Source organism: Neobacillus rhizosphaerae (assembly GCF_937468385.1).
In the GTDB taxonomy this organism is placed as follows: domain Bacteria; phylum Bacillota; class Bacilli; order Bacillales; family Cytobacillaceae; genus Neobacillus; species Neobacillus rhizosphaerae.
Map to the genome: position 1 here is coordinate 468,400 of NZ_CALBWS010000001.1, position 13,587 is coordinate 481,986.

The 13,587-nt window shown below is 40.9% G+C and carries 12 protein-coding genes; 1 reads left to right on the top strand and 11 read right to left on the bottom strand.

Annotated elements, in window-relative coordinates; all coding sequences use genetic code 11:
• The 9 genes from fmt to M5A78_RS02280 form a co-directional block, all read right to left on the bottom strand.
• Positions 1-945: a methionyl-tRNA formyltransferase gene (fmt, locus tag M5A78_RS02240; RefSeq protein ID WP_248733636.1), complete on the bottom strand. Its 945-nt coding sequence runs from the start codon at positions 943-945 to the stop codon at positions 1-3.
• Complete coding sequence (gene def, locus M5A78_RS02245; RefSeq protein ID WP_248733637.1) at positions 942-1,427, bottom strand: peptide deformylase; 486 nt, start codon at positions 1,425-1,427, stop codon at positions 942-944. Before def ends, fmt begins: the two co-directional genes overlap by 4 nt.
• A gap of 69 nt (positions 1,428-1,496) precedes the next feature.
• Positions 1,497-3,908 (bottom strand): primosomal protein N', encoded by a 2,412-nt coding sequence (priA, locus tag M5A78_RS02250; protein ID WP_248733638.1) that lies wholly within the window; start codon positions 3,906-3,908, stop codon positions 1,497-1,499.
• On the bottom strand, positions 3,895-5,121 hold the full coding sequence (coaBC, locus tag M5A78_RS02255; RefSeq protein WP_248733639.1) for a bifunctional phosphopantothenoylcysteine decarboxylase/phosphopantothenate--cysteine ligase CoaBC: 1,227 nt from the start codon (positions 5,119-5,121) through the stop codon (positions 3,895-3,897). Before coaBC ends, priA begins: the two co-directional genes overlap by 14 nt.
• A 379-nt stretch (positions 5,122-5,500) precedes the next feature.
• Positions 5,501-5,719: a DNA-directed RNA polymerase subunit omega gene (rpoZ, locus tag M5A78_RS02260; protein WP_248733640.1), complete on the bottom strand. Its 219-nt coding sequence runs from the start codon at positions 5,717-5,719 to the stop codon at positions 5,501-5,503.
• 1 nt (position 5,720) lies between these two features.
• Positions 5,721-6,335 (bottom strand): guanylate kinase, encoded by a 615-nt coding sequence (gene gmk / locus M5A78_RS02265; protein ID WP_248733641.1) that lies wholly within the window; start codon positions 6,333-6,335, stop codon positions 5,721-5,723.
• Between the two features lie 11 nt (positions 6,336-6,346).
• Positions 6,347-6,610, bottom strand: a complete 264-nt coding sequence (remA, locus tag M5A78_RS02270; protein WP_024030186.1) for an extracellular matrix/biofilm regulator RemA — start codon at positions 6,608-6,610, stop codon at positions 6,347-6,349.
• 60 nt (positions 6,611-6,670) lie between these two features.
• Positions 6,671-7,546 (bottom strand): YicC/YloC family endoribonuclease, encoded by an 876-nt coding sequence (locus M5A78_RS02275; protein ID WP_248733642.1) that lies wholly within the window; start codon positions 7,544-7,546, stop codon positions 6,671-6,673.
• A 106-nt stretch (positions 7,547-7,652) separates the two neighbouring features.
• Positions 7,653-10,331, bottom strand: coding sequence for a calcium-translocating P-type ATPase, SERCA-type (locus M5A78_RS02280; RefSeq protein ID WP_248733643.1), 2,679 nt, complete (start codon positions 10,329-10,331; stop codon positions 7,653-7,655).
• 169 nt (positions 10,332-10,500) lie between these two features.
• Here M5A78_RS02280 and M5A78_RS02285 point away from each other — a divergent pair, with 169 nt between their 5' ends.
• Positions 10,501-12,213, top strand: a complete 1,713-nt coding sequence (locus M5A78_RS02285; RefSeq protein WP_248733644.1) for an Rqc2 family fibronectin-binding protein — start codon at positions 10,501-10,503, stop codon at positions 12,211-12,213.
• A gap of 27 nt (positions 12,214-12,240) precedes the next feature.
• Here M5A78_RS02285 and pyrE read toward each other — a convergent pair whose 3' ends face one another.
• Both pyrE and pyrF read right to left on the bottom strand, forming a co-directional pair.
• On the bottom strand, positions 12,241-12,873 hold the full coding sequence (pyrE, locus tag M5A78_RS02290) for an orotate phosphoribosyltransferase (RefSeq protein ID WP_248733645.1): 633 nt from the start codon (positions 12,871-12,873) through the stop codon (positions 12,241-12,243).
• Positions 12,870-13,586 (bottom strand): orotidine-5'-phosphate decarboxylase, encoded by a 717-nt coding sequence (gene pyrF, locus M5A78_RS02295; RefSeq protein ID WP_248733646.1) that lies wholly within the window; start codon positions 13,584-13,586, stop codon positions 12,870-12,872. Before pyrF ends, pyrE begins: the two co-directional genes overlap by 4 nt.
• Position 13,587: the final 1 nt, after the last annotated feature.

The window sequence follows — 13,587 nt, forward strand, 5'->3', positions numbered from 1 at the left end:
TTATTCTCCCAGTCTGCTGCTTAATAAAATTTTCGAACTGGCACCTCGTAAAAATTGTTCACACTTCATTTTTGTTTTCCCGGAAGGCTGAAGCTCGATGATTTTAATGGCAGTTTCATTTCCTGTACTCACTATAAAGCCATCTGATTCTATTTTTAAAATGGTTCCTGGCTCTTGACTCATTAGCCCGGATACTTTTTCAGCACTCCATATTTTTATGACCTGACCATCCATAGTTGTAAAAGCAACCGGCCAGGGGTTTAATCCGCGAATATGGTTATAAATTGCTTCACCGGTTTTCGACCAGTCAATTTTTTCCTGCTCTCGTTTAATGTTTGCTGCAAAGGTCGCTTCGGAATTGTTTTGCGGCTTAGGGGTAAGCTTGCCTTCTAACAGCAACGGCAAGGTTTCAGCTAACAGCTTAGACCCCGCAGCACTTAACTTTTCATGAAGCGTACCAACATTGTCTTCTTCTGTAATTGGCACCTCCACACTGGTTAAAATATCGCCCGCATCTAATTTCTCGACCATATACATGATGGTCACACCTGTCTTTTGTTTGCCTTGAATGATAGCGTAATGAATCGGGGCACCACCGCGAAGTTCTGGAAGCAGGGAGGCATGAACATTAATACAGCCGTACTTTGGAGCTTCTAACAGCTGATTCGGTAAAATTTGTCCAAAAGCTGCCGTAACGATTAAGTCTGGATTTAAGGAAAGAATGTTTGCTAGCTCCTCTTCTTGACGGATTTTTTCTGGTTGAAAGACGGGGATTCCATGTTTCAAGGCCTCCACCTTAACCGGTGGCGGTGTTAACAGTTTTTTTCTTCCTACCGGACGATCTGGCTGAGTGACAACGCCAATAACCTGATAACCGTCCTCAATGATTTGTCTTAAGACCGGAACGGAAAAATCAGGCGTCCCCATAAATACAATTTTCGTCATTCACTTTCTACTCCTTTTAACTCATCTTCTTCGAGGTATCGTGTTACCTTGGTAGTAAATAAAATCCCGTCAAGATGATCGATTTCATGTTGAATAGCCCTGGCAAGGAAACCTTCTGCCTCAAGCGAGTATTTTCTGCCTTTCCGGTCATAAGCTTCAATCATTACAAAATTTGGTCTTGTTACTTCGCCGAAAAGGTCAGGAAAGCTTAAACAACCCTCTGGTCCTGTTTGCTCACCCTCAGTTTTAATAACACGAGGGTTAACCATTTCGATTGTTCCCAATTCATCATCAATATCAACAATGGCGATGCGTGCATCTAGTCCAATTTGCGGAGCAGCAAGTCCGACTCCATCATATTCAATCATAGTGTCATACATATCATCGAGTACTTTCGCAAGTTTTTTATCAAATTTTTCCACCGGTTTACATGTCTGCTCCAGAATCTCGGCAGGATAAATTACAATTTTTCGTATAGCCAATGCTGTTCCTCCGTTAATGCCATTATCGTAAAAGGCGGCCTTTTATTTTTTTTATTATTTTCACCCAGTTTACATTAAGATAAACGGGTTTACATCGATTGAAACCTGCAGTCCACTTTTCGTATCCTTTTGATATTGATCAAGGATCGTTTTTAATGTTTTCGTCAAGTTCGGTTCCCGTTTGTATTTTATCAGACATTGATAACGATATCTATTATTAATCCTAGGTATCGGCGAAGCTGCAGGTCCTAAAATCACTGCAGCGTCCGACAATCGTAAGCGGACATAGTTTACGATTTTCTCTGTGGCTGTTACAACGGCTAATAACTGATCATGACTGACTGTAATAAGTGATAGATAATAGAACGGTGGATAATGATGCGTTTTTCGGATCATCATCTCCTGCTGATAAAAAAGGTCATAGTCTTGTGTTCCTGCAAGTTCCACGCTGTAGTGTTCAGGTGTATAGGTTTGAATAATAACTTCACCAGGTAATTGATGACGGCCTGCCCGTCCGCTTACTTGTGTTAGCAATTGAAAAGTTTTTTCAGACGCACGGAAATCAGGTAAATGCAGCATCGTATCGGCTGAAAGCACGCCAACAAGGGTGATATTAGGAAAATCCAGTCCTTTTGCAATCATTTGCGTCCCTAGAAGAATATCCGCTTTTCCATCTTGAAAATCCCTTAACAGCCGTTCGTGTGAGCCTTTTCGACCGGTTGTATCAACATCCATCCGAATGATCCTTGCTTCGGGAAGAATTTTCCCCAACTCATCCTCTACCTTTTGTGTCCCCGTCCCAAAATAGCGAATATATTCACTCGAACACTCCGGACACACCTTAGGAACAAAGCTTTCATAACCGCAATAATGACATTTCATCTGCTCATTAACGCGGTGATAAGTAAGTGAGATGTCGCAGTTGGGACAATTCATTACATAACCGCAATCACGACACATTACAAACGATGAATGGCCGCGTTTATTTAAAAATAAGACAGATTGCTGCTGCTTCTCTAATCGGTCTTTGAGCATTTCGAAAAGCTTACGTGAAAACATCGACCGATTCCCTTCGCGGAGTTCCTCGCGCATGTCAATGATTTCAACAGCTGGAAGAGGTTGATTATTCATCCGACTTGGCAGTGATAAAAGGTGATACACCTTTTTTTGTGCTCGGGCAAAGGATTCAAGTGAAGGTGTCGCACTACCAAGTATAACGGGGCAACTGTAGGTTTTTGCCCTTTCAATTGCTACATCCCTTGCATGATACCGTGGCATTTCTTCTTGTTTATAACTCGTTTCGTGCTCTTCATCAATAATAATAATACCAAGGTTCTCAAATGGTGCAAAAATAGCTGATCTCGCTCCAACGACGACCTTTACTTCTTTCCGTTGAATCTTGCGCCACTCATCATATTTTTCTCCAGCTGACAAACCGCTGTGTAAAACAGCGACTAAATCTCCGAACCTGCCCTTAAAACGATTCACCATCTGCGGGGTGAGAGAGATTTCCGGTACTAGGACGATCGCTTCCTGCCCTTTTTCAATTACTTCTTGAATGGATTGCAGGTAGATTTCCGTTTTTCCACTGCCCGTTACTCCATAAAGCAAAAATACTTCGTGCAGGTTTTGTTCAAGCGCATTTAAAATCGGCACGATAGCGATTTGTTGGTCCTTTGTTAAGGGCAATGGTTTCGTTCGTTCGAATGTCCGATGCTCATACGGGTCGCGGTAAACTTCCATTTCCTCTTCAGCTAAAAGCTTTTTACCAACTAGAGCTTTAACAGTCGAAGCCGTTGCGTTTACCTCAGCGACTAGTAGCCTCAATTCAACTGCAGTAAAATGTTCGACAAAATAATTTAATACCTGCTTTTGCTTTTCAGCATTTGCTGGTAATCGCTCCATTTCCTCCTTTAATGCAGCAAGGGGAACGTGTGGACGGATATATTTTCGTTGTTTTTTCTTAACTTTTTCCTTAACGATGTAATTGACTTCAAGATGACCTTTTGCAGTTTCCTTTTGTAACAAGGAAACAATTCCATTCTTTAAGGCATCTACCCAATCCAGTTTTCCATCCTTTGAAAAAAAAGCACGAAGAGGGGAGGGTAGTGAATCTAATCCCACACCTGGAGCCAGTTTCACCATCTTTTCATATTTCGCTTTTAAGGCGGCCGGAAGCATCACTTGATAGGCAAATATTTTAAAGCAGAGCGTAGTTTCCATAAGCCAGTTCCCAAGTGCTAGTAATTCCTTATTTAAAACAGGTTCAAGATCCATTGGCTCGATGATTTCTCTTAACTGCTTTAACTCAGATTCTTTTTTTAACTCAACGACAAATCCTTGAATATTTCTTGGACCAAACGGAACAATTACTCTCATTCCAGGTTGGATGGTTTCCCTCCATTGATCTGGAATTAAATAATCGAAAGCCCTATCCGTTTGTTTTGTCGGAACATCAACAATCACACTAGCAATCTCCATTTTTACCCATTTCCTTCAGAAGCGAAGTAATTTCTTCGATTATTTTTTCTGCTACTGCTGTTTTAGTCATAAGCGGTAATTTGGTAATAGACCCATTTGGCTTAAACAGGGTTACTATATTTGTATCGGAGCCAAACCCTGCCCCGTCAGCTTTTACATTATTAGCGACAATCATATCAGCATTTTTCGCGAATAATTTTTTTCTTGCGTACTCTTCCACATTATTTGTTTCAGCTGCAAAGCCAACCAGTAATTGTTTCTTCTTTCGTTGTCCTAGTTCAAACAAGATATCTTTTGTTCTTTCAAGTTCTATTGTCGTGTCTCCGGACTGTTTTTTCACCTTATGATCATGGGCAATTTTGGGGCGGTAATCGGCAACTGCCGCCGTTTTTATCACGATATCTGCTCCATCAAAATAGCTTAAAACTGCACTGTACATTTCTTCTGCGCTCTCGACCTTGACAATATCCACACCGGAAGGGGCCTGTAATTGAACTGGGCCGGAAACTAATACCACATGCGCGCCCTGTCTTTTCGCCTCTTCAGCAAGGGCATATCCCATCTTGCCGCTTGAATGATTGGAAATGAAGCGGACCGGGTCAATTTTTTCCCTTGTCGGTCCTGCCGTAATTAATACTGTTTTCCCCGTTAATTGTTTTCCATCATTATTCCCAAAGAATTTTTGAATCAACTCCACTATTTTCTCTGGCTCCTCTAATCGGCCTTTACCAACATAGCCGCAGGCAAGCCAACCTTCACTCGGTTCGATGAATTGATATCCATATTCAGCTAATATGGAAAGATTCTTTTTTACTGCCGGATGATCGTACATATGTACATTCATCGCAGGGGCAACCCAAACAGGGGCCGTAGCAGCTAACAGCGTGGTTGTAATCATATTATCGGCAATTCCAGCAGCTAATTTTGCGATTGTATTGGCGGTTGCAGGTGCGACAAGAATTAAATCGGCCCAGTCAGCAAGGTCAATATGAGCAATTACTTGTGGATTTTTTTCATCAAAAGTATCTGTATACACTTCATTGCGTGCTAATGCTTGAAAAGTTAGCGGGGTAACGAACTTAGCTGCAGATTCGCTCAACATAACTTTCACATGTGCTCCAGCTTGAGCAAGCTTACTTGTCAAGGCAGCTGCCTTATATACTGCTATTCCTCCGGTAACACATAATAATATTTTCTTATCCTTTACTGTCACCCGAATCCCCCATTTCTAGATCATTCTTTCTTTTCTCCTATTATGATTGAACAGAATCAATATTTCATCTTTTTCCTTACTGAATTCGACAAAATTTTTTAAAAATAGGCTATGTTAAACTTGTCTGTTGATTTCCGCTCCAGGCACTCGCTTTCCGCGGGCGGTCGGGAGCCTCCTCGGCACTAATCGCGCCTGCGGGGTCTCCCTTGACCTGCTTTTCCCGCAGGAGTCTCGCGCCTTCCGCTCTAATCAACATATTGGCAAAATCAACTATGAACATTAACATAGCCTAAAAATAAAAAAGGCTGACACTTAAGGAGTTTTCCTTTGTCGTCAGACCTTCTTTCATGATTTACAAGCTGTTGGTTACTATTTTCGATTATTCAGCAGATCCTTCTGCTTTTTTAGAAATCCGGTATGTCAGCTCACCGCTATAAATTTCCTCTAATGCTTTTCCTACAAATTTATAGGAAACATATTTTGGCAGCCTTTCATCTCTTACCTGAGACATCACACGAGCACGTTTCGCAGCAACAGATACCAGTGAGTATTTAGAATCAATTTTTTCAAGCAATGAATCAATAGATGGATATAACATTCTATTCAACCTCCAACAATTTTTTATAACGATGTTCGACTCGTTCCCTGCGGCAATGTTCAGCTGTAACAATGGCTCTTACGCGTTCACAGGCAAGATCGACTTGGTCATTTTCAACAACATAATCATATAATTCCATCATTTCAATTTCTTCACGGGCAGACAGCATTCGATTGTGGATGATGTCATCTGTTTCGGTACCTCTTGTTACAATTCGATTTTTCAATTCGGTTAAACTTGGCGGCATAAGGAAGATAAATAACCCTTCAGGAAACTTTTCACGAACTTGGCGGGCACCCTTTACTTCAATTTCTAAAAACACATCTTTACCAGCATCCAAGGTTTGCCGCACATAATCAACAGGAGTCCCATAATAGTTTCCGACAAATTCGGCATATTCTAACAGCTTGCCTTGTCTGATTAATTTTTCAAACTCTTCTCTTGACTTAAAGAAATAATCTACTCCATCCTTCTCCCCTTCGCGTGGCAAACGGGTTGTCATGGAAATCGAATATTCAAACGCCGTATCTGGATGAGAAAAAATCTCTTTTCGAACTGTTCCTTTTCCAACCCCGGATGGCCCAGAAAGTACAATCAGCAATCCTTTTTCCTGCATTTTCAAAAATCCTACCCTTCATCAATAGTATCATCGCGGTCTGTTAAGCGATGGGCAACCGTTTCAGGCTGTACAGCTGAGAGGATGACATGATCGCTATCCATGACAATCACAGCACGTGTACGTCTTCCATATGTAGCATCAATCAAAGATCCCCGGTCACGGGCATCTTGAATAATTCTCTTTATTGGGGCAGATTCAGGGCTGACAATTGAAATAATTCGGTTGGCAGAAACGATATTTCCAAATCCAATATTAATCAATTTAATCGACATGGTCTTCATCCAATCATTAATAATATATTTTGACCGTCTAATACAGTTTCTAAACAAGTCCTATTCGATATTTTGTACTTGTTCCTTCAGTTTCTCAAGTAAGCTTTTTATTTCGACTACCTGTTTCGCAATGTTAGAATCATTTGCTTTGGAACCGATGGTGTTTGCCTCTCTATTCATTTCTTGAACAAGAAAATCAAGTTTTCTCCCAATAGGTTCATGATCATTAATAGTGTGCATGAATTGTTGAATGTGGCTTTTTAATCTTGTTATTTCTTCATTAATATCAGCTTTGTCAGCAAAAACAGCCACTTCGGTTAAAATCCTTGTGTCATCTATCTTCCCATTAACAAACTCCTGCATTCTCTTCGTCAAACGGTCTTTAAATGATTGAACAACGAACGGAGCAAACCTCTGAAGTTCAAATAGATTTGCTTCTAATTGCGAAAGAATTGCTTGTAAATCTTTTTTAATTTCTTCTCCTTCAGCCATTCTCATTTGTTTTAGCAACACCACTGCTTCTTCCGTTGCGGTTAGAACTAAATTCTCGAGCTCTTCATTGCCAGCTTCACTTTCTTCTATATGTAAAAGGTCTGTTCGATTAAGCAAATCCTGAAGTGTGATTGTTCCTTCAATCCCAAACTTTTCACGTGCCTGCTTGATGAATTGGTAGTATTCTTCAACCAGCTTCCAATCTACATGGACTTTTCGGGTAACGACACCTTCACCTTCAACACTTACATAAACCTCAGCCCTTCCACGACGGATATGCTGGTTTAATTTCTTTTTCATTTTATCTTCTATTTTTAATAGCTGTCTTGGCATTCGGATATTTATTTCGCAAAAACGGTGGTTAACTGTTTTTACTTCCACATTAACTGAGAAAGAATCCGATTCAGTCTTTCCTCTTCCAAAGCCTGTCATACTAATAACCATTCACTCGCACATCCAATCTTTGAAAAAATGATCGGTTTTCTATACTATATAAAAAAGACAAAAGGCAATAGAATGGATTCTATTACCTTTTGGATTATAACATACTTTATTTTGTTTTTCTTAACAAAAATGATCCTGCTAATAAAAAAGTTGGAATTGATGATAGTCCAACGATTAAGAGCCAGTCTTTGGCCGCAATTGGCAGAGTGTGGAAAACTGGCTGTAGTGGCGGATAGTAAATAACCACAAGCATTAACGCAAGCGAAGAAAGGACTGCCCAAACAAGATATCGATTTCCAAATGGGTTTCTCGACAGCACTGATTTTTCACTTCGACAGTCAAACACATGAATCAGCTGGGCCATTACGAGGGTGGCAAAAGCTACGGTTTGTGCATAAGGCAGCTGAGCTTTATTGTTTTGGTAAACAATCATAAAGGCCAACAAAGTTACGATACCAATTAAGAATCCCCTTGAAATAACCTTCCAGCCAAGTCCGCGTGAAAAAACACCTTCATTAGGACTTCTCGGCCTCCGTTTCATCACATTTTCTTCAGGACGATCAAGACCAAGAGCCATAGCCGGGAGCCCATCTGTTACCAAATTCACCCAAAGAATTTGGATAGGTACAAGCGGCAACGGCAGTCCTAAAAGCATCGCAAACAGCATCACTAATATTTCTCCAACATTTGAAGCCAGTAAATAGCGGACAAATTTACGAATATTTTCATAGATGTTTCTGCCCTCTTTAATCGCCGCCTTAATCGTAGCAAAATTATCGTCCAATAAGATAAGAGCCGATGCTTCTTTGGCAACATCTGTTCCGGTGATTCCCATCGCCACCCCGATATCTGCTGCCTTGATGGCCGGGGCATCATTGACACCATCACCCGTCATCGCTACAATATGTCCCTGGTTTTGTAAAGCTTTTACGATCTTCAGCTTATGCTCTGGTGAAACTCTGGCAAACACCGAAACATCATCGACCACTTCTTCCAGCTCTTCCACTGACATTTGAGATAAGGCTTTTCCATCAAGCACCTTGCTATTTTTCGTTAAAATCCCTAACTGGGATGCAATCGCTTTGGCGGTTATTACATGGTCACCAGTAATCATTATCGTTTTTATACCTGCTTCCTTACATTCCTTTACTGCTTCCTTTACTTCAGGTCTAGGCGGGTCAATCATTCCCTGGACACCAATAAAGGTTAATTTTTTCTCTGCCTCCTGTTCACTTAAGATAATGGTGCTTGCTGGAATTGGCTTAAAAGCAATCGCAATTGTTCGAAGTGCCTGTGAAGCGAGACCATCTATCGCTTCTTGAACTTTGACTTGTGTTTGCTTATTTAAGAATTGCGTTCGTTCATCCCAAAGAATCGATTCACTAATACCTAAAATGACGTCTGGCGCACCTTTAGTAACAATAAAATGCCGGTCTTGCTTATCTTTCACATGAATACTCATCATTTTTCTGCCCGAATCAAATGGAAATTCATTAACAATAATGAATTCATCTAATAATTTAGGGCGATGGAATCCTGCTTTCATCGCACTGACCAACAGCGCCCCCTCTGTTGGGTCACCGTCAAGAATGAAATCATCATCCTTGATAACTAAATCCGAATGGTTACATAACATTCCGAAAAGCAGCATTTGCTGCAAGGTTTTTTCATCCTTTGGGGAAACCATTTGATTGTTTCGATAAAAACTACCCTGCGGCTTGTACCCAACTCCATCGACAGTCCATGTTTTTCCACCGCTCCATAAATGAGTAACCGTCATTTTGTTTTGCGTCATCGTGCCTGTTTTGTCAGAGCAAATAATGGAGGCACAGCCAAGGGTTTCAACAGCCGGGAGCTTCCGGACAATCGCATTTTTCTTGATCATTTTTTGAACACCAAGGGATAAGGCAACGGTCACAATCGCTGGGAGCCCTTCAGGTATCGCTGCTACAGCAAGTGAAACACCTGCTAAAAACATCTCGTAAATTTCATGACCCCGTAAAACACCGACTACTACAACCAGGACGGTTAAAAGTAAGGCGACAGTAATTAATATTTTCCCCAACTGCTCTAAGCGGCGCTGTAGAGGAGTGTCTTGAGTTTCTGCGTTTTGAAGTAAATCAGCAATTTGACCCATTGCTGTTTTCATGCCGGTCGCAATCACGACTCCTAAACCGCTTCCTCTCGTTATCATCGTACCCATAAAGGCGATGTTCTCCATATCACCAATACCCGGGTTAGGATTTGTTAAACAATCTATATGCTTCGAAACGGGAACAGACTCACCTGTTAGTGCAGATTCTTCAATTTCTAAGCTTTTGGATTCAATGACTCGGACATCAGCGCCAATTCGGTCGCCACTGGCAAACTTTAAAATATCACCAATAACAATTTCTTTTGAGGGAACTTTAAACCATTTTCCCTCTCTCAGGACCGAAACTTGGGGAGCAGATAATTCCTTCAAAGCTTGGAGAGATTTCTCCGCACGACGTTCTTGGTAAAAACCAAGACAGCCATTAATGATGACGATTGCGATAATGGCAATCGCATCAATATACTCACCAAGCAATCCGGAAATCAAGGTGGCAGCAAGGAGCACTAAAACCATAAAATCTTTAAATTGACTAAAAAATAAGAGTAAAGCCGATTGCTTTTCTCCCTCGTCCAATTCATTTAGTCCATGCTGGTTGATCCGCTTCTTTACTTCTTCTTGTGCTAACCCAGAAGAAAAGTCGGTTTCTAAGGCCTTTTCTACTTGTTCTATCTTCATTTCATGGAATTTCATCCGACCATCTCACTTCCCCCTTTAATATAAGAGACTTTCTCTAAGGTAAGCTTATTCAGGGTCGTCCCAAAAAATGCTATGATTAACGTTAATGTCAGGGGAAAATAAGACAGATTTTCGCTAAGTAGGATATAATGAATTCATATGTTTGAAGAAAAGGATGTTTTTAATGTCATTTGATGGGTTATTTACAAAAGCAATGGCTGATGAGCTTGTTCGTTCCTTAAAGGGCGGGCGGATTAACAAAGTACATCAGCCCTATAAAAATGAAGTGATTCTTACCATCCGGGCAAACGGAGTCAATCAAAAACTACTTTTATCTGCACACCCAAGTTATGCAAGGGTACAGTTAACGAATGAAGCTTATGATAATCCGAGTGAACCGCCGATGTTTTGTATGCTGCTCAGGAAGCATATTGAGGGTTACATTTTGGAGGATTTATATCAGATTGAAAATGATCGGATGATTATTTTTGAAATTAAAGGTCGGAATGAAATCGGCGATATTAGCTATAAACAATTAATTATTGAAATTATGGGGCGTCATAGTAATATCGTTTTGGTCGATAAAACGCGCAATGTCATTCTTGATAGTATCAAACATATCTCCTTTGCCGTGAACAGCCATAGGGCGATATTGCCAGGACAACCGTATGTTTCTCCTCCTGAACAGCATAAGCATAATCCGTTTACTTCAGGGGAAGATGATATTTTAAGAAAAATTGATTTTAATGCAGGAAAAATAGACCGCCAATTAGTTGAGCAGTTCGCTGGCACCTCACCGCTCTTTGCTAAGGAAGTTATTTTTCAAAGCGGTCTTGCTAATCGCACTACTGTGCCGGAGACGTTTGTCCGTTTAATAAAAAAAATAGCTTCAGGGAATATTTCTCCTTCAATAATGTCTTCAAATGGAAAGGAATCGTTTTATTTATTTCCCCTTGAACATTTAAATGGAGAAATGAAAAACTTTCCGACTCTAAGCGAGATGCTTGATCGGTATTATTTCGGCAAAGCAGAACGTGACAGGGTTAAGCAGCAAGGAAATGATATCGAACGCTTTATTAGTAATGAGAAAGAAAAAAATGAAAAGAAAATTAAAAAGTTAAAGGATACGTTAAAGGAAGCGGAAAAGGCAGAGCAGTATCAGCGTCATGGAGAGCTTTTAACTGCTAATCTTTACGCAGCCAAAAAGGGTATGAAGGAAATTGAGGTTCTCAATTATTATGATGAATTTGGTGGAATGATTGCGATTCCGCTAGACCCAAGAAAGACACCATCAGAAAATGCGCAAAAGTTTTTTTCCAAATACCAAAAAGCGAAGAATGCTTTAGCCGTGGTGGTTGAACAAATTGACAAGGCTCGTGAGGAAGTCGAGTATTTTGATAATTTACAACAACAGGTACAGGCTGCATCCCCGAAGGATATTCAAGAGATTCGGGAGGAACTAGTCGAGGGCGGCTATATCCGCGAAAGGCAGAAAAGAAACGGAAAGAAAGTGCAGAATGCGAAGCCGGTTTTGGATCACTTTATTGCCTCAGACAGTACGGATATCATTGTTGGAAAAAATAATAAGCAAAATGATTATTTAACAAATAAACTGGCAGCTAGAGATGAAATTTGGCTGCATACGAAGGATATCCCTGGATCCCATGTGGTCATTCGCAGTAAAGAACCTTCTGAAGGGACTATTCGGGAAGCTGCAGCTTTAGCGGCATATTACAGCAAGGCAAGAAATTCCAGTTCCGTACCTGTCGATTATACAAAAGTCCGTCATGTAAAAAAACCTAGCGGGGCCAAGCCAGGATTTGTCATTTATGATAATCAGCAGACGGTATATGTGACACCTGATGAGGAATTAGTACTTAAATTAAAGAAAAATTAGGAAAGCCCCAGATTCGGGGCTTTTTGTTTATTCATACCACTTACTCCATTCAGCAGGGTCCTTGCTCCATGAAAGTAAACTTTCCTGGTCGCTTTCACTAATGTAGCCTTTTTCAATAGCTGTCTCTACTAATCTAGGAAAATCGGTTAACGACTGACTCTTAATTCTTTCCTGTGCAAATCTTTCTATCCCTTTTTCAAGTCCATATGTAAAAATGGACACAACCCCAAGCACCTCACAGCCTGACTCCCTTAATGCCTGTACTGCAGTTATCACACTTCCCCCAGTTGAAATCAAATCCTCAACTACCACCACTTTTTGACCTTGCTCAATTTTTCCTTCAATCTGGTTCCCTTTTCCATGTCCCTTCGCTTTGGAACGAACATAGCACATGGGCAAGTCTAGAAGCTCGCTTACCCAGGCAGCATGTGGAATTCCCGCTGTTGCCGTTCCGGCAATAACTTCTACATCTTGAAAGTTTTCAAGAATGAGTGTCTTTAATCCCTCGGCAATCTCTCTTCTAACTGCAGGATAGGAAAGTGTAAGACGATTATCACAATAAATCGGGGAACGAAGTCCAGAAGTCCAAGTAAATGGATCATGCGGTCTTAAAGCAACTGCATTGATTTCTAATAGTTTTTCAGCAATTAAATGTTTCATTGGTGTACTCCCTTCCATGCTTCCATCCATTGTTCATAGCTGTTTGCAGGATCAGCAGACCGTGTAATCGCACGTCCGACAACAATAGCACTTACACCTGCATTTCTTGCAAATTCGGGAGTAGCAACACGTTTTTGGTCACCAACATGATCAGACTCCATTCTGATTCCAGGGCAAACGGTTATAAATGAGTTTCCTGTGTTATCATGAATCGATACGGATTCCCATGCTGAGCATACTACTCCATCTAGACCCGCATCTTTTGCTAACGAAGCATAATGCAGCACTGACTCATTCAAAGTAATGGGAATGAGTTGTTCTTTATTCATCTGTTCTTGCGAGGTGCTTGTCAGTTGGGTTACTGCAATGCAATTTGGACGTTTTCGTCCTGATGCTGTTCCGGCCGACAAGCCTTCTAATGCCGCTTGCATCATCTCTTTTCCTCCAGCAGCGTGGACATTCACCAGATCACATTCCAATTGGGCTAGCCCCTTCATTGCCCCAAAAACCGTATTCGGAATATCATGAAGCTTTAAATCTAGAAAAATTTGATGTCCTTTTTCTTTTAATAGCTGAACGATGGAAGGACCTTCCTGGTAAAACAATTCCATTCCCACCTTTAGAAAAAGCTCCCTGTCCCCAAACGGTTCCAAAAAACGAGCTACTTCGCTTCTGTTAGCAAAATCAAGCGCGATGATAAGCGAATTGTCCATG

Coding starts and splice junctions, on each gene's coding strand:
- fmt (WP_248733636.1), bottom strand. CDS start 945: ATGACGAAAATTGTATTTATGGGGACGCCTGATTTTTCCGTTCCGGTC.
- priA (WP_248733638.1), bottom strand. CDS start 3,908: ATGGAGATTGCTAGTGTGATTGTTGATGTTCCGACAAAACAAACGGAT.
- rpoZ (WP_248733640.1), bottom strand. CDS start 5,719: ATGTTATATCCATCTATTGATTCATTGCTTGAAAAAATTGATTCTAAA.
- gmk (WP_248733641.1), bottom strand. CDS start 6,335: ATGCAGGAAAAAGGATTGCTGATTGTACTTTCTGGGCCATCCGGGGTT.
- remA (WP_024030186.1), bottom strand. CDS start 6,610: ATGTCGATTAAATTGATTAATATTGGATTTGGAAATATCGTTTCTGCC.
- M5A78_RS02275 (WP_248733642.1), bottom strand. CDS start 7,546: ATGGTTATTAGTATGACAGGCTTTGGAAGAGGAAAGACTGAATCGGAT.
- M5A78_RS02280 (WP_248733643.1), bottom strand. CDS start 10,331: ATGAAATTCCATGAAATGAAGATAGAACAAGTAGAAAAGGCCTTAGAA.
- M5A78_RS02285 (WP_248733644.1), top strand. CDS start 10,501: ATGTCATTTGATGGGTTATTTACAAAAGCAATGGCTGATGAGCTTGTT.
- pyrE (WP_248733645.1), bottom strand. CDS start 12,873: ATGAAACATTTAATTGCTGAAAAACTATTAGAAATCAATGCAGTTGCT.
- pyrF (WP_248733646.1), bottom strand. CDS start 13,586: ATGGACAATTCGCTTATCATCGCGCTTGATTTTGCTAACAGAAGCGAA.